The following is a 24,402-nucleotide window of genomic DNA, read 5'->3' as shown; positions in this document are numbered from 1 at the left end:
ACGGGAAGGGACGGGTAGGGGAACTTCAACTCCGTGGAGGACACGTGGACTTCGCCATCGGTCCGGAGGACGACGCATTCCGGCGGGACGCACGGGTGTGGCTCGACACCCACCTCGTCGGGAGCCACGCCGAGGCCGCCCGCCACGGCGGCCCCGGCAGCGAGCACGAGCGCGTCGAAGCGCGCCGCGCCTGGGAGCGGGAGCTCGGTCGCGGCGGCTGGATCGGCCTCGGCTGGGACACCGGCGCCTACGGCAACCGGCAGGCCACGCTGACCCAACAGGTCGTATGGGCGGAGGAGTACGCCCGCGCCGGCGCCCCCGGCCGCGTCGGGCACATCGGCGAGAACCTCCTCGCGCCCACCCTCGTGGCGTACGGGAACCAGGAGCAGCAGGACCGCTTCCTGCCCGCCGTCGCGCGCGGCGAGGAGCTCTGGTGCCAGGCGTACAGCGAGCCCGGCGCGGGCTCGGACCTCGCCGGGGTGCGGACCGCCGCCGTACGGGACGGCGACAGCTACCGGGTCAGCGGGCAGAAGATCTGGACCTCCCTGGCGCACGAAGCCGACTGGTGCTTCGTCCTCGCCCGCACCGAGCCCGGATCGCGGCGCCACCACGGTCTGTCGTTCCTGCTCGTGCCCATGGACCAGCCGGGCCGTATCGATGTGCGGCCGATCCGCCAGATGTCCGGGACCGCGGAGTTCAACGAGGTCTTCTTCGACGGTGCCCTCGCCGCCGCCGGGCATGTCGTCGGCGGCGAGGGCAACGGCTGGCGCGTCGCCATGGGCCTGCTCGCTCTGGAGCGCGGCGTGTCCACGCTCGTCCAGCAGATCGGCTTCGGTGAGGAGTTGGCGCAGGTCGTGCGGCTGGCGGTGGAGAGCGGCGGCGCCGACGACCCTGTGCTCAGAGACCGTCTCGTACGGCAGTGGGCCGAACTGTGCACCATGCGCTGGAACGCCCTGCGCACGCTGGGCGGTTCTGACGATGATCCCGGCGCACCCAGCGTCGCCAAGCTGCTCTGGGGCGGCTGGCACCAGCGGCTCGGAGAGCTCGCCATGGCCGTACGCGGCGCGAGCGCGGCGGCAGGCCCGTACGACTGGCGCCCCGAGAGCCCGTACGAACTCGACGCCCTCCAACGGCTGTTCCTCTTCAGCCGCGCCGACACCATCTACGGCGGCTCGGACGAAATCCAGCGCAACATCATCGCCGAGCGGGTGCTCGGCCTACCGAGGGAGCCCCGATGAGAGGCGTCGTCTTCGACGGCAAGCAGCCGCAGGTGGTTGACGATCTGGAGATACGGGACCCGGGCCCCGGCGAGGTCCTGGTCGCCGTCGCCGCGGCCGGGCTCTGCCACAGCGATCTGTCGGTGATCGACGGCACGATCCCCTTCCCCGTGCCGGTGGTCCTCGGGCACGAGGGCGCCGGCGTCGTCGAGGCGGTCGGCGAGGGCGTCGGCCATATCGCGCCCGGCGACCATGTCTCGCTCTCCACCCTCGCCAACTGCGGCGCGTGCGCGGACTGCGACCGCGGCCGTCCCACCATGTGCCGCAAGGCGATCGGGCGACCGGGCCGGCCCTTCTCGCGCGGCGGCGAACCGGTCTTCCAGTTCGCCTCCAACTCCGCCTTCGCGGAGCGGACGATCGTCAGGGCAGTCCAGGCCGTGAAGATCCCCGCCGGCCTGCCGCTCACCTCCGCCGCGCTGATCGGCTGTGGTGTGCTGACGGGGGTAGGGGCCGTACTCAACCGTGCGAAGGTCGACCGCGGCGAGACCGTCGTTGTCATCGGGACGGGCGGCATCGGGCTCAATGTCATCCAGGGCGCCAGGATCGCGGGCGCGTCCGCGATCGTCGCCGTCGACTCGAATCCGGCGAAGGACGCGGTGGCCCGGCAGTTCGGGGCGACGCACTTCCTGGAATCGGCGGACGGGGTACGGGAGATCCTGCCGACCGGCGCGGACCATGTCTTCGAGTGCGTCGGGCATGTGGGGCTGATCCGGCAGGCGATCGAGCTGCTCGACCGGCACGGGCAGGCGATCCTGCTCGGCATGCCGTCGGCGACGGCGGAGGCGTCCTTCGTGCCCGCGGCCATGTTCCTGGACAAGTCCATTCTGGGCTGCCGGTACGGGAGCTCCCGCCCACAGCATGACATCGCGCTCTACGCCGATCTGTACCGGCAGGGCAGGCTGCTGCTGGACGAACTGGTCACCGAGACCTACCCGATCGGGGACTTCGCGAAGGCGGCGGACGACGCGCACCACGGGCGGGTGGCGCGCGGGGTGCTCACCTTCTGACGCCTCCTGCCGAGTCTCGAAAAGCAGTTGAGGGCCACCCGGCGCACCGGGCTACCGTCTCGCCATGTCCTACCGCGAGATCGTCACCCGGCCTGTACTCATCTGGGGTGCCGTTGCCGTAGGCGCCAGGATGCCCGTCGCGATGGCGCCCCTCTCGCTGGTGTTCCTGGTGCGCGAGCGGCCCGGCGGCTACACCCTCGGAGCCGTACTCGCCGCCGTGTACGTCATCGGGGAAATCGTCGGCGCGCCCGTGCTCGGCATGCGGATGCGGCCCGAGCGGGCGCGGCCTCAACTCGCGGTCGGTCTCGCGGTGGGAGCCGCCGCGTTCGCCGCGCTCGGAGCGGCGAACAGCGTGAACCCTGTCGTTCTCGGGGTGTTCGCGTTCTTCGCGGGGGCCGGGCCCGCCGCGGCGCCCGGCGGCCTGCGGGCCGTACTCACCGGCATGGTGCCCGAGCGGGCCGTCACCCGGGCGATGAGCCTCGAATCGGTCCTGGTCTTCGGGATCTGGGCCGTGGCGCCCGCCGCTGCCACCTCGCTCGCCCTGAGCGTTGCTCCCTACGTTCCGCTGCTGCTCGCGGGCACCCTGATGGCCGCTGCCGTCGCGGGCCTGTGGGCGCTGCCCGCCGGGTGGAAGCCGGAGCGGGACGAGGGTGCCGAATCGATGCTGCGGGTCATCGCGCGTGCCTGGCCCGTCTACGTCACGGGCGCGGCCGGCCTGACCCTGCTGGCGCTCGCCGAGCTGATCCTGCCCGCGCTGCTCGATCAGCGGTCGATCGGGATCGGCTGGGCGGGGCCGCTGCTCGCGGGCTTCTCGATCGGCTCTGCGCTGGGTGCCTTCGTGTACGGGCTGCGCAGCTGGCCGGGGCGGCTGCCCACGCAGAGCCTGGTGCTGCTGTTCGGTGTCTCGGGGTGCGTGGCGCTGGTCGCGTTCACACCGTGGACCGGGGGCATCGCGGCCGGTCTCGTGGTCGCCGGTGTGCTGCAGGCCGGGGCGATGCTGACCCGCACTCTGACGCTGCGCGAGATGCTGCCGCCGAGTGCGCTCGCCGCCGGGTATTCGGTGATGTACGCGGCGGTGGGCGCCGGTTACGCCGCGAGCGGCAGCCTGGCTGGAGGCCTGCTGCGAATCGTGGCGCCGTCCACGGCGATCCTGGCGGGCGTCGGGCTCACCGTTGTACTGACCCTGACCGGGGCGGCGGGAGAGCGGTGGATGTCACGGACTCCCGCTGTCGGCGCTGTTGGTGCGGAAGGCGCGCCGGTAGACCGTCGGCGGGACCCCGAGTGCCGTCTGTAGGTGCTGGCGCATCGACTGCGCCGTGCCGAAGCCCGCGTCCCGCGCCACCTGGTCGACCGACAGCTCCGTGGACTCGAGCAGATGGCGGGCCCGCTCCACGCGCTGCTGCGTCAGCCACTGGCCGGGGCTGATGCCGACCTCCTCGCGGAAGCGGCGCGTGAACGTCCGTACGCTCATGGACTCCTGATCCGCCATGTCGCGCAGCTGGATCGGCTGGTGGAGGCGGCCGAGCGCCCAGCCACGTGCGGCGGTTGTGGTCGCCAGCTGCGGTTCGGGGATCGGCCGTTGGATGTACTGGGCCTGCCCGCCGTCCCGGTGCGGCGGTACGACGGTGCGGCGTGCGACGTCATTGGCGACGGCCGTGCCGTGGTCGCGCCGCACGATGTGCAGGCACAGGTCGATGCCGGCCGCGACGCCCGCCGAGGTGAGCACGTCCCCGTCGTCGATGAAGAGGACGTCCGCGTCGACCCTGACGGACGGGAAGAGGCGCTGGAAGTGTTCGGCGGAGGACCAGTGGGTGGTGGCGGGGCGGCCGTCGAGGTATCCGGCGGCGGCGAGGACGTAACTGCCGGTGCAGATGGAGACCATGCGGGTGCCGGGCCGGATGTGGGCGAGGGCGTCGGCCAGCTCCTCGGTGAGCCGGCCCTCCTCGTAGACCGGACCCAGCTCGTAGGAGGCGGGCACGACGACGGTGTCCGCGGTGGTCAGCGCCTCGGGGCCGTGCTCGACGTGGATGTCGAAGTCGGCGTCGGTACGTACGGGGCCCGGCCGCATCGAGCAGGTGACGATCTCGTACAGGGGATTGCTGTCCTTGTCCTTCGCCCGGCCGAAGATCCGGTGCGGAATGCCGAGCTCGAAAGGGAGCAGCCCGGTCAGAGCCAGTACGACGACCCGATGTCTCTTGACCACGTCCATGGCCCGATCCTAACGAATGCTGTCTCTCGGGCCACTCGATGCGGGTGATCGATCCTCGGATGCTGGGTGACGTGACCCAGACAACCGCGCCGCACGGCAGCCCGCAGTCCCTGAGCCGCCCTCCCCGAATCCGTATTCACCGCGCGTGGTTCGTCGCCGTCGTCACCTTCGTGACGATCATCGGCGCCGCCGCCTTCGCGTCACTGCCCGGCCTGCTGATCGAGCCGCTGCACGAGGAGTTCCACTGGTCGCGCGGCACGATCGGCTTCGCGGTCTCGGTGAATTTCGCGCTGTACGGGCTCACCGCGCCGTTCGCCGCGGCGTTGATGGACCGCTTCGGCATCCGCCGGGTGGTCGCCGTCGCCCTGACGGTCATCGCGGTCGGCTCCGGACTGACCGTCTTCATGACGACGTCGTGGCAGCTGGTGATGTACTGGGGCGTTCTGGTCGGCCTGGGCAGCGGCTCGATGGCGCTGGCGTTCGCCGCGACCGTCACCAATCGCTGGTTCGTGCAGCGGCGCGGACTGGTCACCGGCATCCTCACCGCGGCCGGCGCCTCCGGCCAGCTGGTCTTCCTGCCCCTTCTCTCCTGGCTGGTGGAGAACCACGGATGGCGCCCGGCCTCGATCACGGTCGCGCTCTCGGCTCTCGCGGTCGTCCCGTTCGTCTGGCTGCTGCTGCGGGACCACCCGGCGGACGTGGGTGTCGCGGCGTACGGCGCCGAGGGCTTCACCCCGAAGCCCGAGCCGGTCCCGGGCGCGGCCCGTCGCGCGGTGACCGTCCTGTTCCGGGCGGCCCGCACCGGTCCGTTCTGGCTGCTGGCCGGCACCTTCGCGATCTGCGGCGCCTCGACGAACGGCCTGGTCAAGACCCACTTCGTGCCCGCCGCCCACGATCACGGCATGCCGATCACGGCGGCCGCTTCGCTGCTCGCGGTGATCGGTGTCTTCGATGTCGCCGGCACGATCGCCTCCGGCTGGTTCACCGACCGTTTCGAGGCGCGGCGGCTGCTGGCCGTCTACTACGCGCTGCGCGGCATCAGCCTGCTCTTCCTGCCGATGCTGCTGGCCCCGTCCGTCCACCCGCCGATGATCTTCTTCATCGTCTTCTACGGGCTGGACTGGGTGGCGACGGTCCCGCCGACGATCGCCCTGTGCCGCGAGCACTACGGCGAAGACAGCGCGATCGTCTTCGGCTGGGTGCTTGCCTCGCACCAGGTGGGCGCGGCGATCGTCGCCTTCACCGGCGGCCTGGCGCGAGACGTTTTCGGCTCGTACGACGTGGTCTGGTACGCATCGGGGGCGCTGTGCGCGGCGGCGGCGCTGATGGCGCTGGTGATCCGGCGCAAGCCGCTGCCGAAGCTGGAGCCCGTGTCGCCCGTGTCCCCCGTGTCGCCTGTGTAGCTGGTGAAGCCGAAGACCGCGGCTGTCACTGTCACGCGCTGAAGCGCCCGAACTTCCCGCGGTGGAAGAGCAGTGGCGCGCCCTCGTCGTCCGCGTTCCCCTCCGCCGCGCCCAGCGCCACCACCCGGCCCACGACGATCAGATGGTCGCCGCCGGTGTGCACGGTCTGGATCGTGCAGTCGATCCAGGCCGGCACGCCCGCGAGGAGTGGCGACCCGGTCACCGGCGATCCGGCGTGAGGGACCCCGGCGAACTTGTCCGCGCCGCTCACCGCGAAGCCGCGGCACAGCTCGCCTTGGTGCGCACCGAGGACGTTGACGCAGAAGGACCCGGCGCGGGCGATGCGCGGCCAGGTCGTCGAGGTACGGGCGACCATGAAGGCGACCAGGGGCGGGTCGAGCGACAGGGAGGCGAAGGACTGGCAGGCGAAACCGGCCGGTCCGTCCTCGTCGTGGGCCGTGACGACGGTGACGCCGGACGCGAAGTGACCCAGTACGCGGCGGAATTCGGCCGGGTCGACGGGCAGCCGCTCGTCGTCGCCGACAGCCCGCAGGTCCGGGCGCGGCAGGGCGTCGAAAGGCTCGGTGGCCGTGGGGGCCCCGACCGACCTGAGGTATCGGACGGCGGTGGCCGCCATCCCTGCGTGTCCCATCACACCCCCATTGAAGCTGACGGTTCGTCAGATTGGAAGGGTGTCCCCGCGGCCCGCGCCGCCCGCGCTCAGAGCTCGGGCGACGGTTGGGCTGTTGAGCCGTGGCGCCATCGGCCCGTGTGGACGGGCAGTCGGCCCGGCCACAGGGGCCGTCACGGCAAGCGCCTCAGAGGCAAGGCCGCGGGAGCGGAGGGTCGGGCGGGTTCTCAGAACCCCTGGACGTAGTACGGCTCGAGGGTCATCCAGCCATTCGCGCGGGCGCCGTCGCGGCGGCCGGTGTCGTTCTTGGCCAGGGTGTACCAGGAGTCGACGTAGTCCGGGTCGTCGGTCCACCAGTCGTCGGGAATGGCGTCCAGGACCGCGTTCACCAAGGGGATGTAGGTGCCCTGGTCGGCGATGGTGAGCAGGATGCCGGCGATGGCCTTGGCGAGGTCGCGGTAGTTGGTGCTGCCGTCCTCCTCCATCATCACGGCGTCGGCGAGGTTGTACTTGTAGTTGGACCAGTTCACCAGGATCTGGTTGGGGTGGTAGACGACTCCGTCGTTGTCCAGATAGGGCATCTCGACCGGGTCGACGCGCACCTTGCCGTCCAGACCGAAGCCGGTCACGAGCGAGTAGATCTCGGCGTCACCCTTGATCCAGGGCTCCTCGTCGTCCGAGAGCTCCACGCCGGTGATGCGCGTGGTCCAGAAGCCCGCGCCGGCGGTGCTCGCCTGCGGCACGTTCAGGCCGTGCTTGCCGAACTCCTGGCGCATGACCTTCATGCCCGCCGCAAGAGCCACGGATTCGTCGATGTCGAGCACATAGACGGGCCGGTCGGGTGCCTTGCGCGCGTCCAGCGTGTGGGCGGCGCCACGGCTGTCGTACGCGGTGATCGTCGTGGCGTGGTCGTCGGCCGAGGCGGCGGCGACGAGCGGGGCGTCGCCCGCCTTGAGGCCCTTGCGCATCGAGTCCGCGCCCAGGCGCAGGCGCAGCAGGGATCGGGTGTCTGCGCCGAGGCCCTTGGCGGCGACGATCTGCCGATCGGCCGAGACCAGCGAGGATGCGAGACGCTTGCCGGCCGGCGCCGCGGCTGCCCGGCCGGCCAGGGCGCGCAGATCCAATTGCCTATCGGTCACGGCGGCGTCCCGCACCTGGGAGCGCCAGCCCGCGTCGGCGAGCGAAACGGCGACCGCCTGGGCGGTGGGGTCCTCGATGCGGCTGACCGCGGCCGACGTTGCTGCGCGGGACGACGGGGCCGAGGCGGTCGCCCGGTCGGCTGCCGCGGTGTCGGCCGGGGCACCTGCCGCGGGAAACGCGGCAAGCTGAACGGTGGCCAGGCATGTGACGGAAATGATGGCGCCGGCAAGGAGTTTGGGCCGTGCACGTCTCCTGCTCAAGGGGTCCTCCTGAAGCGAGTGGGGGATTCTGGGTCGCATTCGGATGGAGCGTGAGAGCGGTGGTACGGAGCGATCTACACGAGTAGATCTACTCGCGGGTACAGCATGGCGGGGGCATGTCAGAAAGGCAACAACTCTGTGCCCAACTCGGCTTTGGGCAAGGCGCGTTGCCTGGGAATTCCAGGAACCCGCTGGGACTAGAGCCCGCGGTACCGAGGCGTGCGGCGCTCCACGAAGCTCGCCACGCCCTCGTTCGCGTCGTGCGTCGTCATGTTGATCTCCTGCGCGGCGGCCTCGGCGGCGAAGGCCGAGGCCCGGTCCGCGCCGAGTGAGGCGTTCACCAGCTGCTTGGTCAGCGCGAGTGCCCTCGTCGGCCCCGCCGCCAGCCGCTCCGCCCACTCGCGGGCGGTCTTCTCCAACTCCTGAGCCGGTACGACCCGGTTGACGAGTCCGATCCGCTCGGCCTCCGCGGCCGGGAGTGCGTCGCCGAAGAACATCAGCTCCTTCGCGCGCTGTGGCCCGATCAGCCGGGGGAGCAGGTACGCACCGCCGCCGTCCGGGACGAGGCCCCGCCGTACGAACACCTCGATGAACTTGGCCGGTTCGGCGGCCAGTACGAGATCGCAGGCGAAGGCGAGATGCGCGCCGATGCCGGCGGCGGTCCCGTTGACCGCGGCGATCACCGGCTTCTCGCAGTCGAGTACGGCCCCGATCAGGCGCTGCGCGCCGAGCCGGATCGTCCGCGCCACGTCCCCGGGGATCCGCTCCCGACCGGTCGACGGGGTTCCGCGCAGATCCGCGCCCGCGCAGAAACCCTTGCCGGTCGCGGTGATGACGACGGCCCGGATCGCGGGGTCGGCCGAGGCGGCCTCCAGCAGCGAGATGATCCGTTCCCGCTGGTCCCAGGTGACCGCGTTCATGGCGTCGGGGCGGTTGAGGGTGATCCACGAGACGGCGTTGTCAGTGCTGTGAAGTATCAATGACTCAGTGGATTCTTCGGGGGAGGAAGTCATGGAGGAGCAGCTCCGATTCGTACGGTCGATGCGGCTACCGGCAGCACCGGAGCGCACGGACTCACCGGCACACCGCCAGCGCGTCCAGCGCCACCGCGCCCTGCCCGCGCGGCAGCACCATCAAGGGGTTGATGTCCAGCTCCGACAGCTCGTCGCCCAGCTCCAACGCCATCCGCTGGACCCGCAGCACGACCTCCACCAGCGCGTCCGCATCCACCGGCGGCCCGCCCCGTACGCCGTCCAGCAGCGCGCGGCCGCGCAGTTCGCCGAGCATCGCGCGTGCCTGTTCCTCGCCGAAGGGAGGTACACGCACGGCGGCGTCGTGCAGGACCTCCACCAGCACCCCGCCCAGTCCCACGGTCACCGTCGGGCCGAAGAGGGTGTCCTGGGTGACCCCGACGACCATCTCGACGCCTCGTTCGACCATCTGGCAGACCAGGATCCCGTCCAGGCCGATGTCCTCGAAGCGGGCGATGTCCGTCAGCTCGCGGTAGGCGTCGCGGATCTGGCTGGCGGAGGTCAGCCCGACCTTGACCAGTCCGAGTTCGGTCTTGTGGGCGAGCTGTGTGCCGGACGCCTTCATGACGACCGGGTACCCGACCAGGCCCGCCGCCCGCACCGCGGCCGCCGCGCTGGTCACCAGGTGCTCGCGCGGCACCCTGATCCCGTACGCCCGAAGGAGCTGCTTCGCCGCGTGCTCGCTCAGCTGCTTGCCCGGGCGCATCAGTGCCTGGGCCTTGCGGAAGGAGGGCGAAAGGGTGCGCGGCGCCTCGTCGAAGGGCGAGCGGTATCCGGCCCTGAAGCGGTGGTGGTCCAGGTAGGCGCGGACAGCGGTGATGCAGTTCGAGAACGTACGGAACGTCGCGACCCGCGAGGACCCCAGCAGCGTCTCGCGGTAGGCCGCCTCCGTGCCCACGGGCGATCCCCACACCACACAGACCAGCTTGTCCGTCGCCTCCGCCGCGTCCACCAGGTCCTGCGCCAGTTTGTCGCTCATCGGCGGGAAGGGGCCGGTGATCGGACAGATCAGCACGCCGACGTCGGGGTCGGCCAGGATCGCGTCGATGATCTTGCGCCCGCGCCAGTCGCCCACGGGGTGCCCGCCGTTGTCCACGGGGTTGGCCACACTGAGATACTCCGGTATCCACTCGTGCAGCTCGGCCTGCTTGGTCTCGCGGAGCCGCGGCAGCTTCAGCCCGGCCGCGGTCGCGAGGTCCGCGAAGTGCGCGCCGGTGCCGCCCGAGATCGAATAGACGACGACCCCGTCGGCCACAGGCCTGCGCGCCCGCGCCAACAGGGCTGAGGTGTCCTGGAGTTCGTCGAGCCCGTCCACCCGGATCACGCCGAACTGCCGCATCGCCGCGTCCACCACCTGGTCCGTGCCCGTCAGCTTGCCGGTGTGCGAGGCGGCCATCCGCGCGCCGGTTTCGGTACGCCCGACCTTGACCGCCACGACCGGGACCCCGCGCCGTGCCGCCCGGTCGGCGGCGAGCAGAAAGGAGCGCCCGTCCTTGAGTCCCTCCACGTAGCAGGCGATTGCCCCCACCTCGGGGCGCTCGGCGAAGTACGAGATGAAGTCGGCGGTCTCCAGATCGGCCTCGTTGCCCGTCGGCGCCCAGTGGGAGAGGCGTACGCCCAGCTCCTGCATGGTGAAGACGGGCCGCCCCTGGTGCCCGGACTGGGTGATCAGCGCGATCGCGGGCCCTTCCAGGTCGTCCCGGAACTGCTCGAAGGCGTTCAGATTGGTGTTGGGGCCGAGGAGCCGCAGCCCCGACCGCTCCACCGCGGACGCCAGTCGCGTCTGGGCCGCCGCGCCCTCCGCCCCGGTCTCGGCATATCCGGAGGCGAAAGCCACCGCGAACTTCACCTTCGCCTCGGCGAGTTCCTCGATCACCGGCAGGGGCTCGGAGACCAGGAGCACGGCGAGATCGACCTGCTCGGGCAGATCGCCGACGGAAGGGACGCAGCTCAGTCCGAAGACGGTCTCCCTGGTGGGGTGTACGGGATACAGCCGCGCGCCGACGCGCTCGGCCCAGTCGACGAGCTGTCGGGTGATCCCGGTATTGGGCCGCCCCTCGCTGTCGGAGGCCCCGACGACGGCGACGGAGGAAGGCCGGAAGAACCGGTCCAGATCGGGCACGGGCGCGTACAGGGGCCGTCCGCTGACGTCCAGATCGCCGTCGGCCGCGATGGCCGAAGTCGTGTCATGGACGGCATCGCGGGGGTGCTCTCCGCAGGCCACCACTCGGGCGCGGAGGTCGGAGGTGAGGGTGCCGTGAGTAGATCCAAGCATCGCTGAGCCCCGCTCCTGCTCGTTGGCCTTGGTAACTGACGCATAGTCAGATTACAGACCTGACGGTACGTCAGGAACAGTCCTGCGGGCAAAGCCTGGTGATGCCGGCTGATTTGCAGGTTCGCAGGACCGCGTGCGCAGTTCTCGCGGATGGCGTCGGCCGCCCACCGATGGTCCGCTGTCCCAGCCGTACCCATGTGAGGGATCCGGCTATCCCGCGGCCTTGGTCATGGCGAAGCGTTTCGGCCACCCGGGCTCCCGTATGTCTCTTGCCTCTCAGGCGGCGGCTGTCCGTCAAGCGGCGACGCGGTCCTTGCGGGCGCGGTGGGCGAACCCCCGCACGGCCGGCTCGCGTCGCCAGGCGGTCACGGCGTGGAATTCCCGGCAGTCCGCTACCGCGTCAGCGACTTGGCGATCTTGCGCGCGTCCAGTGCCATCTCGCGGAACATCCCGCTGATCGGGTTCGTGAACCCCGTGAAGTACAGCCCCGGCGCCTGTGCCGCCGCGCGGCCGCCGTGTGTCACCGGCTTGCCGCGCTCGTCCAGGACGCCGAGATGGCCCACCAGGCCCTCCAGCGCCCGGCGGTAGCCCGTTGCCGCGATCACCGTGTCCGGGGAGATCCGGGTGCCGTCCGCCAGTACCGCCTTGCTGTCCTCGAAGGACTCGAGCGCCGCGACCGGCTCGACCCTGCCCGCCCGTACGGCGTCGATCAGGCCCACGTCCTGGATCGGGATCGCGCCCTGCTTCACACGGGAGTACAGGCCCGTGTCCGGGCGCGGCAGCCCCTGTGCCGTGAGGTCGGGGACGGATATCTTGGACATGATCCCGCCCGCCCGGTCCACCAGGCGGACCGGCAGCCGCCGGACCAGGATGCCGGTCCGCTGGGCAGGCCAGCCCGCCGTCGAGCGGCGCACGATGTGCGGGATCGTCCGGACGGCCAGGCGGACGCGCGCGGCACCGCCCTCGATCAGGTCGACCGCGATCTCGGCGCCGGTGTTGCCGACGCCGACGACCAGTACGTCCTTGCCCGCGTACGGGGCCGCATTGCGGTACTCGCTCGCGTGCAGCAGTTCGCCGGCGTACGAGTCCCGGCCCGGCCAGTCGGGCACATGCGGGGTGTGGTTGTAGCCGGTGGCCACCACGACCGCCCGTCCGGTCAGCTCCCGGCCGCCCGTCGCGTGCAGTACCCAGTCGGAACCGGAGGGCTCGATCCGGGAGACCTCGACCCCGGTGACGATCTCCAGCTCGTGGAACTCCGCGTACTTCTCCAGGTAGCGGATCACGTCGTCGCGGGAGGCCCAGCGCCCGAACGACCGCGGCATCGCCAGACCGGGCAGTGCCGACAGCCGCCGGGTCGTGTGCAGATGCAGCCGGTCGTAGTGGCGGCGCCAGGAGGCGCCGACGGATTCCGACTTCTCGAGCACCACGGCCCGTACGCCCTGCTCGCGCAGCGCGGCGGCAGCCGCGAGACCGCCCGGGCCGCCGCCGATGACGTAGACGGGCCGGGCGTTCGTGAGGTCAATGTCCTTTTCGTCGGCCATGAATCGTGAGCGTAATCGCCCGATTACATGATGGGTCTCGGTCAAGACGGGAATCGGTTGCGAATTGATCACGCCCGCACACCTCTTGCGCACACGTCATCACATCCGCTGAACTGACGTGTCGTCAGAAAAGGCGCGAAGAGAGAAGGGGAACCGGATGGAGACCGCCTGGCTCACCGGTGCCGAATGGCTCGCCGTCCTCCGTATCGGTCTCGGTCTGTGGTGGCTGGAGAGCTGGCGCCACAAGGACAAGAAGGGCTGGTTCGAGCGCGGTACCGGCATCGCCTGGGCGGCGGACGTCGCGGGCAAGCACCGGTGGCCGGTGGTGAAGAACGGCTTCAACAAGGTGGTCCGGCCCCGCCCCAAGGTGATGGCGTACGTCGTCGTCTACGCCGAACTCGCCCTGGGTCTCGGTCTGGTCGTCGGCTTCCTGACCCCGGTCGCCCTCGCCGGCGGGCTCCTCCTCAATCTGCTCTATCTGGTCCTGATGATCCACGACTGGGCGGAACAGGGTCAGAACGCCATGATGGCGCTCATATCGTTCGTCGCCCTCTTCGCCATGGCATGGCAGACCTGGTCCCTGGACAGCGCGATCGGACTCTTCTGATGACGGCGACGCCTGAAGCCGACGACTTCACCCGCCCCTTCTGGGATGCCGCGGGCGATGGCCGGCTCCTGATCCGCCGCTGCCGCGCATGCGCGAAGGCGCACCACTATCCGCGCGAGTTCTGCCCGCACTGCTGGAGCGAGGACGTCGAGTGGGAGGGGGCGAGCGGCCGCGCCACGCTCTACACCTGGTCCGTCGTGCACCGCAATGACCTGCCGCCCTTCGGCGCCCGCGTCCCGTACACCGCCGCCGTCGTCGGTCTCGCCGAAGGCCCGCGGATGATGACCGAGATCGTGGAGTGCCCGGAGGACCGGCTCAGCGTCGGCATGGAGCTGGAGGTGACCTTCCGCCGGGAGAACGATGAGGTGGCGGTGCCCGTCTTCCGTCCGGCGCGGAGGTGATCACGGCCAGAGCAGCTCCCTCGCCCAGCCGCTCTCCTCGCGGCGGTAGCGCAGCCGTACATGCTGCCGCCGCTCGTCGCCCTGGAAGAACTCGACCTCGTACGGCTGCAGCACATAGCGCGTCCAGGTCGGCACAGGGGCATCCGGCTCGGCCTGTGCCCGCTCCCAAGCCGCCTGTGACGCCGTCGCCAACTCCTCCCGCGAGCCGAGCACTTCGCTCTGCCGTCCGGTGAGCGCGGCGGCCAGCGCGCCCGTGGAGCGGGCGTGCAGATCGGCCTGGCTCTCCGCGGAGGCACCCGCCGTCACCCGGCCCCGGATCCGGATCTGGCGGCCCTGCGCCGCCCAGTAGAAGCCCAGCGCGGCCTCCGGATGCGCGGCGAGCTGCCGGCCCTTCGCGCTCGTGACGTGCGAGGCGAAATGCCAGCCGCGCTCGTCCGCGTCGTGCAGCATCAGCGTGCGTACGTCGGGACGCCCCTGCTCGTCCACGGTGGCCAGGGTCATGGTGTGCGGCTCGGTCTGGCCCGCTGCCACAGCCTCGGCGAACCAACGGTGGAACAGCGGCAGTGGTGTCCCGGGCGCGGTGGCCGGGTCGAAGGCGGGAAGCGTGGTGTCCCAGACCCGCTGTGCGCGGAGGAGCTCGCGGAAGGTCTCCTGCTGATCGTTGTCCATGCGGGCATTCAACTCTCTGCTCGGCACCACCGCGTCGATCATGAAAGATCCTTCACGGTGGGCCCTGTCCTTCAGTCCCTGCCCAGCACCACCGTCCCCGAGGAGCAGAACCAGCCGCCCGTGCCGGAGGCGACCGCCAGTCGCGGCGGCCCGCCGTCGGCCTTGCGCACCTGGTGCCCGCCCGCCTCGCCGCGCAGCTGCCGCACCGCCTCGACCAGCAGGAACAGTCCGCGCATCCCCGGATGGCAGGCGGAGAGACCACCACCGTCGGTGTTGACCGGCAGCTCGCCGTCCCGCGTCAGCCGCCCTTTCCCGACGAACGGGCCGCCCTCGCCCTTGGCGCAGAAACCCAGGTCCTCCAGGGTCACCAGCGTCATATAGGTGAAGGCGTCGTAGATCTCGGCGATATCCATCTCGGCCGGGGAGACGCCCGCGCGCGCGAAGGCGAGGCTGCCCGAGACCGCGGCCGGGGAGACGGTGAAGTCCTCCCACTCCGACATGGTGGTGTGCGAGACGTACTCGCCGGTGCCGAGGATCCATACCGGGTCCTTCGCGGTGTCCGGTACGCACTCCTCGGCCGCGAGCAGTACGGCGCAGCCGCCGTCGCTTCGGATGCAGCAGTGCAGCTTGGTGAACGGGTCCGCGATCACCGGCCCGTCGAGCACCTCGTCGACGGTGATCGGCTCGCGGAACATCGCGTCCGGATTGGCGGCGGCGTTCGCGCGCGCCTGGACGGCCACCGACGCGAGTTGCTCCAATGTCGTGCCGTACTCGTGCATATGGCGGCGAGCGGCCATCGCGTACTTGGAGATGAGTGTGTGCCCGTACGGGACCTCGAACTGGAGCGGTCCACGGCCGCCGAAGGAGAGGTTGGAGGTGCGCCGCCCCGCCTTGATGTCGGCCCGGGCGGTGGATCCGTAGACGAGGAGTACAGCGTTGGCGTGCCCGGCCGCGATCGCGTCGGCGGCGTGGGCCGCCATGACCTCCCAGGTGGCCCCGCCCACCGCGGTCGAATCCACCCACCTCGGCCGCAGGCCCAGATACTCGGCGACCTCGACCGGGGCGAGGGTGCCGAGGCCGGCCGAGCCGAAGCCGTCGATGACGGAGCGCTCGAGCCCGGAGTCGGCGAGTGCGCGGCGGGCGGCCTGGGCATGCAGGGTGTAGGGCGTGGGGCCGTCGACGCGTCCGCAGCCCGAGAGGGATATGCCGACGATGGCGACTTTGCGCGGGGTGCCCGCCGTGCGCGGAGCGCGAGTGCGCGGAGTTGAAGGCATGAATCTGACGGTACATCAGATAGCGTGGAGCGTATGCCCAGAAGTACTGCTGAAGACGTCGACGGCTACCTCGCCGAGGTGGCGGACCAGGACCGGCTCACGGCGCTGATCCGGATCCGGGAGCTGTGCCGTACGGAGCTCGCGGAGTACGAGGAGGTGATGGCCTGGGGCATGCCCAGCTACCGCCGCAAGGGCGGGGAGGCGGAGATCGCCTTCGCCAATCAGAAGCAGTACGTCTCCTTCTATCTGATGCGTCCGGACATCCGGGAGGGCTTCGAAGAGCGGCTGGCGGACCAGGACATGGGCAAGGGATGTCTGCGCTTCCGGCGTACCGAGGCGATCGACTACGGCCTCGTACGGGATCTGCTGAGGGCGGCCGCGACCACGCCCGGTGAGGTCTGCTGACGGCGCCCTGTGTTCGCCTCCGCGCGGGCCTGAGCACGCGGCCCTGGTGCACGTGCGGGCGCACGCCCCTGTGCATCTGGATCCGCCCGCTCTAGCATGACGGCCCGTCAGATACGGAGGGGATCCCCATGGACACCACCTTCACCGCGGAGCAGGACGAGATCCGCCGCACCCTGCGCGAGCTGCTGACCAAACGGTCTGGCCCGGACGAGGTCAAGGCGGCCGTCCGTACGGCCGACGGGTACGACCCGGAGCTGTGGACGCAGCTGTCCGCGCGGCTTGGCCTGCCGGGGCTTGCGCTGCCGGAGTCGTACGGAGGTGTGGGCTGCGGCCTCGCGGAACTCGCACTCGCCTGCGAGGAGACCGGGCGGGCGCTGCTGCCCTCGCCGTTGTTCGCCACGGCCGGGCTCGTGGCGCCGCTGATCACCGCGCTCGGCACACCCGCGCAGCGGGCCGAGCTGCTCCCGCGCATCGCGGACGGCTCGCTGACCTGCGCACTCGCCGTACCGGGCGGCAGCCTCGCGGCGGCGCTCGGGCTGAGCGGCGACAACGCTTCGGGGGAGTGGGCCGGTGGCGGCCGGGCCGGCGGCGTCCAGGCGCGGCCCGGTGGCGGCGATGGCCGACTGCTGTACGGGGAAGCCGGACAGGTCCTCGACGGGCACAGCGCGGGGCTGCTGCTGGTCGCGGCCCATACGGGAGGCTTTGCCCGCAGCCGTGCGCTCCTCTTCCTGGTCCGGGCGGATGCGGCGGGGCTTTCGCGGACCCGGCAGACCGCACTGGACGAGACACGGCCGCAGGCACGGGTGGAACTGCGTGACTGCGCGGCGGAGTTGCTGGGCGCGGACGATGCGGCCGATGTGCCGGGGGCGCTGGCTGAGACCGGGGTCCGGGCGGCGACGCTGCTTGCGGCGGAAGCGGTGGGCGCGGCGTCGTGCGCCCTGGACCGCACGGTGGAGTACGTCCGGGCGCGCGAGCAGTTCGGCCGCGCGATCGGCTCCTTCCAGGCGGTCAAGCACCGGCTGGCCGATCTGTACGTACGCGTCCAGGCGGCCCGCTCGGCGGCGTACTACGCGGCCTGGGACCCGAGGGAGGGTGGCCTGGCGCTGGCGCAGGGCCTGGAAACGCTGCGGGTGGTCACGGGCGAGGCGGTCCAGCTGCACGGCGGCATCGGCTTCACCTGGGAACACGAGGCGCATCTGTACTTCAAACGGGCGGCGGCGGACGAGCTGCTCTTCGGCCCGGTGCACCGGCTGCGCACCCGTGCGGCCGAACGGGCCGGACTCTTCGTCCCGCCGGCGGGAGCGGCGTCGGGAGCGCCGTCGGGAGCGCCGTCGGGAGCGGCGCCCGGGCCCGCGGCGGCGGTGGTCTGATGGCGCCCGGTGCACGGCTCGTCCAGAAGGTCTCGTCGACCCGCGCCTTCGCGAGGATCGCGCCTCATGTCATCCCGGCTGTGGACCGTGCCGTCCACCGGCTGACGCGGGGCAAGGTGCTGCTGAGCGCACAGATGCTGCCGGGGGTCATCCTCACCGCGCGCGGCGCGAAGAGCGGCCTGCCCAGGGTCACTCCGCTGGCGTGCCTGCCGCAGGAGTCGGGCGACTGGATCCTGATCGGCTCCAATTTCGGCCGCGAGGGCCATCCGGCGTGGACGGCGAACCTGCTCAAACACCCGGAGGCGCAGGTGAGTTGGAAGGGCAAGGACGTCCTGGTGCGTGCGCGCCTGCTGGAGGGCGAGGAGAGGGAGGAGGCGTGGCGGGCGGCGCTGAGTTTCTGGCCGCCGTACGCGACGTACCAGTCCCGGGTGAAGAGAGAGATCCGCGTCTTTCGCCTGTCGCGCCGCTAGGGACGCGGGCCGCTGTCCACCGGCTCTTGTCGGGCGCCTGCTGCTCGGGCCCGGCATGCGGGTTCTTGTCCGGTGGAGGCGTCGCGTCGCTGTGACAGGACATGGGGGTGACGCGACGCCGCGGCTACTTCGTCGGCTTCCTGCCCGTGATGCCCAAATGCACCAACAGCGAGAGATTCGGCTTCAGTTCGGCCTGCTTCACACCCCAGGCCGTGAACCCCTTCTGATGCGACGCCACCGCCGCCAGCATCGCCACGAGCGAGCCCGCGATCGCCGCCGGGCTGACGTCCTTGTCGACCTTGCCCTTCGACTGGAGGTCCTTCACCGCGTCCGTAAGGGAGTTGGTGACGGAGTTGAGGATCTTCATGCGGATCTTGTAGAACCGCTTGTCGCCCTCCGCCGCTCCCAGGTCGACCACCCGCAGGATCGCGTCATGGCGGCGCCAGAAGTCGAGGAAGCCCTCGACCAGCTCCTCCGAGGTCTGCCAGGCCGCCTTGCCGACCCAGGAACGGCCGGCGACAAGGTCGGTCAACCCAGCGCCCTCCTTGGCCATTTCCTCGGCGATCTCGAGGACCGCGCCCTCGACGTCCGGGAAGTACTGATAGAAGGTCGCGGGTGAAGTGCCCGCCTTCCGGGCCACGTCGATGACTTTGACGTCCCGGTACGGCGAGGTGCTGAGCATCTCGCTGAGGCAGTCGAGCAGCTTCTGCCGCGTCGCCTGGCCGCGTCGTCCGGCCACTCGGCCGTCGACGGTGCGTACTTGTCCTGTCATGCCGTCAGCTTACCGAGGGGTGATCGGCGCGCGATTCGGCCGAGTGCAAATGGGGTGCCTCAATAGTCTTATCAACAGCCTGTGGAAAACTTCTGTGCATAACTCAACGAATCAAGACCCCGACTCCGGCCCCGGATCGCGGCCCCCGGGCCCCGGATCCTGACAATTGAGTAATTTGTTCGATTTGATTCCCTGCGGTGCGCGTAATGCGCCATTAGCTTGAGTGTGACGGGCACCACATTCCGTTACAAGGGAAGGAATCAGGTCCATGGCCGCATTCGCGGAGGGCATGCCCTGCTGGGTGGACGCGGCGCTCCCCGATGTCGAGGCGGGCAAGCGCTTCTACGGCGAGCTGTTCGGCTGGACATTCGAGGAGGGGGACGCCGGGTACGTCAACGCCTTCAGTGACGGAAAGCTCGTCGCCGGCCTCGCGCCCAAGCGGGACGGCCGGATGCCCACCGTCTGGGGCATCTACTTCGCCACCGACGACGCCGCCGCGCTCGGCAGGAAGATCGGGGAGGCCGGCGGCCAGGTGATCACCTACCCGCGGCCGGTCGGCACCGCCGGCACGATCGTGGAGGCCGCGGACCCCGGCGGCGCGGTCTTCGGGCTCTGGCAGGCCGGCGACACGTCCGGCTTCGAGAAACAGGGCGAGCCCGGCTCCTTCTGCTGGACCGAGGTGTACACGCGTGACAAGGAGAGCGTCGACCCCTTCTACGAGTCGGTGTTCGGCTTCCGGGGGACGGATCTTCCGGACGTGCCCATCGACTTCCGGACATGGTCGCCCGCCGGTACGGAGCCCGGGGAGGACACCGCCTTCGGCGGCCGCAGTGTCATCACCGAGGCCTTTCCGGCCGAGATGCCCGGCCACTTCCTCGTCTACTTCTGCGTCGAGGACTGCGACGGGACGGCCGCGGCGGTCACCCGTCTCGGGGGCCGGGTCCAGGCGCCGCCGTTCGACATCCCTTACGGCCGTATCGCGGTGCTCGCGGACAACCAGGGCGCTTCGTTCGCCGTTCTCGCCGAACCCGATGAGGAGTCCAAGGCGGCGTGAACGAGCGGGAGTTGAGCGGATAATGGTCTAGACCTAGACCCGTGAGCTGATCCATAGTGGTGGTCCTTCCCCCACCGCGAAAGGACCTCCTCGTGCTGCGTACCAAGACCGCCCTGGCACTCGCCGCCGGCGCCGCCATCGCCGCCGGACTGTTCACCGCGACCCCCGCCTCCGCCGCCCGGCTGCCCTGCAACCTGGCCGGCAGTGGTGACAGTGCCTCCGCCAATTGCTACAGCGGCTCCTCATACACCTGGCGGCTGGTCGTCGACTGCGACGACGTGAGCAACCCGAAGTGGCCGGTCCGCGTCAGGACTGTCTACGGGGCCTGGCACACCGGGGACGGCAGTGACGCGATCTCCTGCGGCGGCTCCCTGCGCGCCCAGGGACACCTGGAGGCCCGCAGCTGAACCGATCCGCTCCCGAAGCGTGCCCGAAACCGGGTGAGACACCCCGATCCGCCCCCGGGTTCGCAACCGTCGCCTTCGACAGGAAGAATCAGGGTGCGCACCGCTGAGGGTCTCGGCGGTGAGACGCTGCACGGGGCTGTGACGGGCCCCATTTCTTCTGGGGCCCGTACGGGGAGGTGGCAGGCAAGTGATGGAGCAGCTGACGCAGCATGACCCGAGACGGATCGGTCCGTTCGAGGTGCTGGGCCGGCTCGGTGCCGGCGGCATGGGACTGGTCTATCTCGCCCGGTCGGCGTCCGGCCGACGGGTGGCGATCAAGACCGTGCGTACCGAGCTTGCCGAGGACCAGCTGTTCCGCGTCCGCTTCACCCGTGAGGTGGAGGCCGCTCGCGCCGTCAGCGGCTTCTACACCGCGGCCGTGGTGGACGCCGATCCGCGGGCGGCCGTGCCGTGGCTCGCCACCGCGTATGTCCCTGCCCCCTCCCTCGAAGAAATAGTGAATGAGTGCGGGCCGATGCCCGCCCAGGCGGTGCGCTGGCTGGCGGCCGGTGTGGCCGAGGCGCTGCAGTCCATCCACGGCGCGGGTCTCGTCCACCGCGACCTCAAGCCGTCGAACGTCCTGGTCGTGGAGGACGGGCCGCGGGTCATCGACTTCGGCATCGCGTCCGGCGTCTCCAACACCCGGCTGACGATGACCAACGTCGCCGTGGGCACGCCCGCGTACATGTCGCCGGAGCAGGCGCGCGACTCACGCAGCGTCACCGGCGCGAGCGATGTCTTCTCGCTCGGCTCCACGCTCGTCTTCGCGGCTACCGGGCATGCGCCCTTCCACGGCGCGAACCCGGTCGAGACCGTGTTCATGCTGCTGCGCGAGGGCCCGGACCTGGAGGGGCTGCCGGACGAGCTCCGGCCCCTGATCGACTCCTGTATGCAGATGGAGGCCGGGCTGCGGCCGACGCCCGAGGATCTGCAGGCACAGCTCGCTCCGCATCTCTTCTCCTCCGGCAGCGACGACAGCGGTACGGCGTCCGCCTGGCTGCCGGAGCGGGCCACCGCGATGATCGAGCAGCGCCGCGGCGGCCGCCCCCCGGCTCCGGCCCCGCAGCGCCCCGCCGAGCCCACGCCTCCGCGCCCTCAGGCGCCGCCGCAGCCGCCGCCGTCCCGGCAGGGCGCGGACTGGGACTCCGCCTGGCGGGGTGGCAGCGACCCGCGTACGGGCCAGGCCGCACCCTCACTGGCCGTGGCCCCGCCCGCCACGGCAGGACCGGTCCGGCTGCCCGGCTCCAAGGTGCCGATCGGTCCAGGACCCCGGGTCGCGGACGCGGGCCGCGGCGGGGTCGTCGACGCCGGTCCCGCGACCGGCTGGGTCCGCCCGCCCGGCGGGCTGAACGGCGCGGAGGCGCCGACGAGCGCCGTACCGTCTCCGGGACCGGCCGCCGTGGCGGCGCCGGTGCCGCCGCCCGCTTCACCGCCGGACGGCGCGGCCGGACACTGGCGGCCGTGGCGGTTCCGGATGTCGAACGACGTCTGGGGCACGCCGGTGGTGGCCGGCGATCTGCTGTATGTGACGTCCTTCGAGGTGCACGCCCTGCACGTGGGCAGCGGCCGGCGCCAGTTCAAGACCAGGGACGTGGCGTGGGCGATGGCGGTGGCCGGAGGCCGTATCCATGCCTCGGACGGGCCGACGCTGTACGCACTCGACGCGACGAACGGCCAGGAGCGGTGGCGGCTCCAGACCGACGCATGGGTGTACTCCCTCAAGGCCGACCGCGGCACGGTCCTCACCGGGACACGCGGCGGCGGCGTACAGGCCTGGGAGGCATCCAGCGGCGAGAAGCTCTGGGAGACGGCCGGGGCACAGACGGAGTTCGAGACGCCCGAGGCCGGGCCCGCGATCTTCGACGACACGGTGTACGTGTGGCAGGACGCGAGGCTGCGTGCGCTGGAGGCCCGTACGGGTGTCGAGCGCTGGTCGTACCCCGTCGGCGACGCGGCCTCCTGCGGCAATGTGCCGGTACGGGTGCAGCCCGCGCCCGACGGCTATGTCTATGTCGCGGCCGGCACCCGCGTGCTCGCCATCGACATCTCCAACGGCCTGGTGCGCTGGCACTTCGAGTCGCCCGCGGTCTTCCTCTCGCCGCCGGTCTTCGCGCCGGGCCCCGCGGTGACGGGCGGCGGCGTCTATCTCGTCGACTACCTCGGCACGGTGTACGCCCTGGACGCCACGACCGGCAAGGACCGCTGGCGCATTGCCACGGAATCGAGGCAGTCCATCGAGCCGGTGCTGGTCGCGAACGGCAACATCCATGTCGGCAGCGGCAGCGCGCTCTACACCCTGGACGCGGTGACAGGCACACCCATGTGGCGCTTCGCGGCGGGCGGCGAGGTCGTCGGCGCCCCGGTGGTCGCCGACGGCCGGGTCCACTTCGGCTCCGCGGACCATGTGCTCTACACCCTGGACGCGAGCGGCGGCCAGCTCCGCTGGAAGCTCGCGACGGGCGGCGAGATCACGGGCTCTCCGGTGGCGCAGGGCGGTGTGGTGTACGCGTGCAGCAAGGACCGCTGTGTGTACGCGCTGGACGCGGTCAAGGGCACGGCCACCGGCAGGGGCGCTCCGGGCGGCGCACGCTAGCGGGACGGCACGGACGGCACGGACGGCACGGACATCCGGTCCGTCCGGCAAGTGCCCCGATGGCGACCGGCACCGTCCGGGCGTAGCGTCGTGATCGAGAGCGGCATCCCCCAGGAGGCCGACGGTGATCCGCAACATCATCGGTCGATCCTCGCTCTCGTCGGAGCGACGGCCGCCGTACGGAGCCCCTTCCGTGACTGGTACGACGGCCGTCACGGACGCGACCGCCGATGCGCCTGCCCACCCCTGATTCGCGACTGCTACGGTGGCGCGCGATTGTCAGGTACATCAAGAGCAGGAAGCACAGGGGGAGGGCCGGCGATGCTGCGCCGACGTCTCAGGCTCGCGGCCGTACTGGTCGTGGTGGTGCTGGCGCTGACCGGTTTCTCGAGTTCGGCCTCGAGCGGCAAGGGTGGCAGGGGTGGCAAGAGCAGGTCGCACGGCAGCGGTGGTGGCTCGGGCGGCTGCTCGAACTCCAAGAAGTCGAACGGCGGTTACCGCGACTACGACAATGACGACGACTACGGCTCGTCGTCGTCCGGTTCATCAGGCTCGGACTCGTACACCGATGAGCCGACGCCCACGGCGACCGCCACCGGCTCGCCACAGGCGACCGTCGTCACCTGTGTGAAGAAGGGCCGCGGCAAGCGCAGGGCGACAACGTCCGCCACGGTGCAGGTGGTTGCGGACTACGGGGTCACGCACAGGTACCAGGTCGAGGTGGTGTTCCTGGATGCCTCGGGTGCGATCGTCGACCGCGGAAACACCGACGTCACGCTGGACAGCGGCGAGACCAGGACCGTCAACGTCGGCATGCGCAGCCCCAAGCTGGTGGCACGGGTCAAGAAATGCGAAGCCGAAGCGCTGCTCGACGACTGAGCGCAGGAGGCCGCTGCGGGACCGATTCGGGGGCCTCTTCCGGGCCTCCGCGTCGGCCTTTTCGTGGGCGTCGTGGCGATCATCCGCTGCTAGGGTGACGTGTGCTCGTCAATCGAGCCCATTCACCGACACGACTTTCAACGGGGGTTGAAACGTGAAGATTCGTCATGTCCGCGCTATAGCCGTATTCGGCATCGCAGTCGTCGCGCTGACCGGAGCCCGCGGTTCCCACGGCGGCAGCTGTGGTGGTGGCAGCAGCCACAGCGGCAGCAGCAGTAGCAGCGGCGGCGGGAGCCACAACAACGACAACGCCACCTCGGGTGGTTCCACCGGCTCTCTGAGCGGCGGCTCCAGCGCCCACCGGGCCGAGCGTGACGTCAAGATCGACGAGTGCGGGCTGGACGCCTCCGGCAAGAACCTCACCGCGAAGATCACTGTCACCAACAATGACTCGCTGGCGTACAAGTACGACGTGAGCCTGCAGTTCAAGGGCGACCTCGGCGACACGAAGGTCAACCTCGCCATCGCCAAGGTCGAGGACCTCAAGGTCTCGCCCGGTGCCTCCGCGCCCGGCAACGCGAGCACTCCGTACACCGGTTCCGGTGACGGCTCCGAGTACAAGAAGTGCGAAGTCATCAGCGCGAGCCGTACGGCGAGCTGACGGCCCGGACCGGGCCGGGGCTCCGCC

General features: G+C 70.8%; 23 protein-coding genes. 14 read left to right on the top strand and 9 right to left on the bottom strand.

The features are described from left to right. Positions 1-44: 44 nt before the first annotated feature. The 3 genes from OG966_RS17950 to OG966_RS17940 all read left to right on the top strand — a co-directional run bounded on the left by OG966_RS17950 (position 45) and on the right by OG966_RS17940 (position 3,578). Positions 45-1,238, top strand: coding sequence for an acyl-CoA dehydrogenase family protein (locus OG966_RS17950; protein ID WP_326650688.1), 1,194 nt, complete (start codon positions 45-47; stop codon positions 1,236-1,238). Beyond that, entirely contained in the window at positions 1,235-2,284 is a 1,050-nt protein-coding gene (locus OG966_RS17945; protein ID WP_326650687.1) for a Zn-dependent alcohol dehydrogenase, read from the top strand. Before OG966_RS17950 ends, OG966_RS17945 begins: the two co-directional genes overlap by 4 nt. 64 nt (positions 2,285-2,348) lie before the next feature. After that, positions 2,349-3,578 (top strand): MFS transporter, encoded by a 1,230-nt coding sequence (locus tag OG966_RS17940; protein ID WP_326650686.1) that lies wholly within the window; start codon positions 2,349-2,351, stop codon positions 3,576-3,578. Here OG966_RS17940 and OG966_RS17935 read toward each other — a convergent pair. Continuing rightward, positions 3,498-4,493: a GlxA family transcriptional regulator gene (locus tag OG966_RS17935; RefSeq protein WP_326650685.1), complete on the bottom strand. Its 996-nt coding sequence runs from the start codon at positions 4,491-4,493 to the stop codon at positions 3,498-3,500. The genes OG966_RS17940 and OG966_RS17935 overlap by 81 nt on opposite strands. Positions 4,494-4,552: 59 nt before the next feature. Between OG966_RS17935 and OG966_RS17930 the strand changes: the two genes are divergently transcribed. After that, positions 4,553-5,896: an MFS transporter gene (locus OG966_RS17930; protein ID WP_406731608.1), complete on the top strand. Its 1,344-nt coding sequence runs from the start codon at positions 4,553-4,555 to the stop codon at positions 5,894-5,896. A gap of 31 nt (positions 5,897-5,927) precedes the next feature. On the opposite strand, the gene OG966_RS17925 is transcribed toward OG966_RS17930, so the two are convergent. The 5 genes from OG966_RS17925 to OG966_RS17905 form a co-directional block, all read right to left on the bottom strand. Continuing rightward, the gene (locus tag OG966_RS17925) at positions 5,928-6,533 is read right to left on the bottom strand and encodes a flavin reductase family protein (protein WP_326655267.1); all 606 of its coding nucleotides are present in this window, start codon (positions 6,531-6,533) and stop codon (positions 5,928-5,930) included. A 221-nt stretch (positions 6,534-6,754) separates the two neighbouring features. Further along, positions 6,755-7,927 (bottom strand): DUF3103 family protein, encoded by a 1,173-nt coding sequence (locus OG966_RS17920; protein ID WP_326650683.1) that lies wholly within the window; start codon positions 7,925-7,927, stop codon positions 6,755-6,757. A 197-nt stretch (positions 7,928-8,124) separates the two neighbouring features. After that, on the bottom strand, positions 8,125-8,940 hold the full coding sequence (locus tag OG966_RS17915; RefSeq protein ID WP_326650682.1) for an enoyl-CoA hydratase/isomerase family protein: 816 nt from the start codon (positions 8,938-8,940) through the stop codon (positions 8,125-8,127). Between the two features lie 61 nt (positions 8,941-9,001). Next, the gene (locus tag OG966_RS17910; RefSeq protein ID WP_326650681.1) at positions 9,002-11,233 is read right to left on the bottom strand and encodes an acetate--CoA ligase family protein; all 2,232 of its coding nucleotides are present in this window, start codon (positions 11,231-11,233) and stop codon (positions 9,002-9,004) included. Positions 11,234-11,625: 392 nt separating this feature from the next. Continuing rightward, positions 11,626-12,774, bottom strand: a complete 1,149-nt coding sequence (locus tag OG966_RS17905) for a flavin-containing monooxygenase (protein WP_326650680.1) — start codon at positions 12,772-12,774, stop codon at positions 11,626-11,628. A 157-nt stretch (positions 12,775-12,931) separates the two neighbouring features. Between OG966_RS17905 and OG966_RS17900 the strand changes: the two genes are divergently transcribed. After that, on the top strand, positions 12,932-13,381 hold the full coding sequence (locus tag OG966_RS17900) for a DoxX family membrane protein (RefSeq protein ID WP_326650679.1): 450 nt from the start codon (positions 12,932-12,934) through the stop codon (positions 13,379-13,381). Further along, positions 13,381-13,782: a Zn-ribbon domain-containing OB-fold protein gene (locus OG966_RS17895; protein ID WP_326650678.1), complete on the top strand. Its 402-nt coding sequence runs from the start codon at positions 13,381-13,383 to the stop codon at positions 13,780-13,782. The genes OG966_RS17900 and OG966_RS17895 overlap by 1 nt, the downstream gene beginning before the upstream one ends. On the opposite strand, the gene OG966_RS17890 is transcribed toward OG966_RS17895, so the two are convergent. Together OG966_RS17890 and OG966_RS17885 are read right to left on the bottom strand one after the other, a co-directional pair. After that, entirely contained in the window at positions 13,783-14,451 is a 669-nt protein-coding gene (locus tag OG966_RS17890; protein WP_326655266.1) for a pyridoxine/pyridoxamine 5'-phosphate oxidase, read from the bottom strand. 71 nt (positions 14,452-14,522) lie between these two features. Then, a complete protein-coding gene (locus OG966_RS17885; RefSeq protein WP_326650677.1) occupies positions 14,523-15,725 on the bottom strand; it encodes a thiolase C-terminal domain-containing protein in 1,203 nt (400 codons plus the stop codon). 33 nt (positions 15,726-15,758) lie between these two features. Between OG966_RS17885 and OG966_RS17880 the strand changes: the two genes are divergently transcribed. The 3 genes from OG966_RS17880 (at position 15,759) to OG966_RS17870 (ending at position 17,970) form a co-directional block, all read left to right on the top strand. Beyond that, positions 15,759-16,130, top strand: a complete 372-nt coding sequence (locus OG966_RS17880; RefSeq protein WP_326650676.1) for an iron chaperone — start codon at positions 15,759-15,761, stop codon at positions 16,128-16,130. Positions 16,131-16,258: 128 nt separating this feature from the next. Continuing rightward, on the top strand, positions 16,259-17,500 hold the full coding sequence (locus OG966_RS17875; protein ID WP_326650675.1) for an acyl-CoA dehydrogenase family protein: 1,242 nt from the start codon (positions 16,259-16,261) through the stop codon (positions 17,498-17,500). After that, complete coding sequence (locus OG966_RS17870; protein ID WP_326650674.1) at positions 17,500-17,970, top strand: nitroreductase family deazaflavin-dependent oxidoreductase; 471 nt, start codon at positions 17,500-17,502, stop codon at positions 17,968-17,970. The genes OG966_RS17875 and OG966_RS17870 overlap by 1 nt, the downstream gene beginning before the upstream one ends. A 124-nt stretch (positions 17,971-18,094) precedes the next feature. Here OG966_RS17870 and OG966_RS17865 read toward each other — a convergent pair whose 3' ends face one another. Then, positions 18,095-18,742, bottom strand: a complete 648-nt coding sequence (locus OG966_RS17865) for a TetR family transcriptional regulator (RefSeq protein WP_326650673.1) — start codon at positions 18,740-18,742, stop codon at positions 18,095-18,097. A gap of 268 nt (positions 18,743-19,010) precedes the next feature. Here OG966_RS17865 and OG966_RS17860 point away from each other — a divergent pair, with 268 nt between their 5' ends. From OG966_RS17860 to OG966_RS17840, 5 genes are all read left to right on the top strand, one after another. Next, the gene (locus OG966_RS17860; RefSeq protein ID WP_326650672.1) at positions 19,011-19,796 is read left to right on the top strand and encodes a VOC family protein; all 786 of its coding nucleotides are present in this window, start codon (positions 19,011-19,013) and stop codon (positions 19,794-19,796) included. Positions 19,797-19,888: 92 nt separating this feature from the next. Further along, positions 19,889-20,203: a hypothetical protein gene (locus OG966_RS17855; RefSeq protein WP_326650671.1), complete on the top strand. Its 315-nt coding sequence runs from the start codon at positions 19,889-19,891 to the stop codon at positions 20,201-20,203. A gap of 190 nt (positions 20,204-20,393) precedes the next feature. Beyond that, positions 20,394-22,835, top strand: a complete 2,442-nt coding sequence (locus OG966_RS17850; protein WP_326650670.1) for a serine/threonine-protein kinase — start codon at positions 20,394-20,396, stop codon at positions 22,833-22,835. Between the two features lie 321 nt (positions 22,836-23,156). Further along, entirely contained in the window at positions 23,157-23,714 is a 558-nt protein-coding gene (locus tag OG966_RS17845; RefSeq protein ID WP_326650669.1) for a hypothetical protein, read from the top strand. 154 nt (positions 23,715-23,868) lie between these two features. Continuing rightward, on the top strand, positions 23,869-24,375 hold the full coding sequence (locus OG966_RS17840; RefSeq protein ID WP_326650668.1) for a hypothetical protein: 507 nt from the start codon (positions 23,869-23,871) through the stop codon (positions 24,373-24,375). The last annotated feature ends 27 nt before the right edge of the window (positions 24,376-24,402 follow it).

It is taken from the genome of Streptomyces sp. NBC_01750, assembly GCF_035918095.1.
Lineage (GTDB): Bacteria > Actinomycetota > Actinomycetes > Streptomycetales > Streptomycetaceae > Streptomyces.
Note: the sequence above shows the minus strand (reverse complement) of the source record. Positions and strands in the feature narration are given on the sequence as shown.

What these genes read in the sequence shown, in the direction of transcription:
- OG966_RS17935 (WP_326650685.1), bottom strand. Translation starts at nt 4,493, where the DNA reads ATGGACGTGGTCAAGAGACATCGGGTCGTCGTACTGGCTCTGACCGGG.
- OG966_RS17900 (WP_326650679.1), top strand. Translation starts at nt 12,932, where the DNA reads ATGGAGACCGCCTGGCTCACCGGTGCCGAATGGCTCGCCGTCCTCCGT.
- OG966_RS17880 (WP_326650676.1), top strand. Translation starts at nt 15,759, where the DNA reads ATGCCCAGAAGTACTGCTGAAGACGTCGACGGCTACCTCGCCGAGGTG.
- OG966_RS17845 (WP_326650669.1), top strand. Translation starts at nt 23,157, where the DNA reads ATGCTGCGCCGACGTCTCAGGCTCGCGGCCGTACTGGTCGTGGTGGTG.
- OG966_RS17915 (WP_326650682.1), bottom strand. Translation starts at nt 8,940, where the DNA reads ATGACTTCCTCCCCCGAAGAATCCACTGAGTCATTGATACTTCACAGC.
- OG966_RS17905 (WP_326650680.1), bottom strand. Translation starts at nt 12,774, where the DNA reads ATGGCCGACGAAAAGGACATTGACCTCACGAACGCCCGGCCCGTCTAC.
- OG966_RS17875 (WP_326650675.1), top strand. Translation starts at nt 16,259, where the DNA reads ATGGACACCACCTTCACCGCGGAGCAGGACGAGATCCGCCGCACCCTG.
- OG966_RS17865 (WP_326650673.1), bottom strand. Translation starts at nt 18,742, where the DNA reads ATGACAGGACAAGTACGCACCGTCGACGGCCGAGTGGCCGGACGACGC.
- OG966_RS17885 (WP_326650677.1), bottom strand. Translation starts at nt 15,725, where the DNA reads ATGCCTTCAACTCCGCGCACTCGCGCTCCGCGCACGGCGGGCACCCCG.
- OG966_RS17860 (WP_326650672.1), top strand. Translation starts at nt 19,011, where the DNA reads ATGGCCGCATTCGCGGAGGGCATGCCCTGCTGGGTGGACGCGGCGCTC.
- OG966_RS17910 (WP_326650681.1), bottom strand. Translation starts at nt 11,233, where the DNA reads ATGCTTGGATCTACTCACGGCACCCTCACCTCCGACCTCCGCGCCCGA.
- OG966_RS17890 (WP_326655266.1), bottom strand. Translation starts at nt 14,451, where the DNA reads ATGGACAACGATCAGCAGGAGACCTTCCGCGAGCTCCTCCGCGCACAG.
- OG966_RS17940 (WP_326650686.1), top strand. Translation starts at nt 2,349, where the DNA reads ATGTCCTACCGCGAGATCGTCACCCGGCCTGTACTCATCTGGGGTGCC.
- OG966_RS17930 (WP_406731608.1), top strand. Translation starts at nt 4,553, where the DNA reads ATGCTGGGTGACGTGACCCAGACAACCGCGCCGCACGGCAGCCCGCAG.
- OG966_RS17895 (WP_326650678.1), top strand. Translation starts at nt 13,381, where the DNA reads ATGACGGCGACGCCTGAAGCCGACGACTTCACCCGCCCCTTCTGGGAT.
- OG966_RS17850 (WP_326650670.1), top strand. Translation starts at nt 20,394, where the DNA reads ATGGAGCAGCTGACGCAGCATGACCCGAGACGGATCGGTCCGTTCGAG.
- OG966_RS17925 (WP_326655267.1), bottom strand. Translation starts at nt 6,533, where the DNA reads ATGGCGGCCACCGCCGTCCGATACCTCAGGTCGGTCGGGGCCCCCACG.
- OG966_RS17945 (WP_326650687.1), top strand. Translation starts at nt 1,235, where the DNA reads ATGAGAGGCGTCGTCTTCGACGGCAAGCAGCCGCAGGTGGTTGACGAT.
- OG966_RS17870 (WP_326650674.1), top strand. Translation starts at nt 17,500, where the DNA reads ATGGCGCCCGGTGCACGGCTCGTCCAGAAGGTCTCGTCGACCCGCGCC.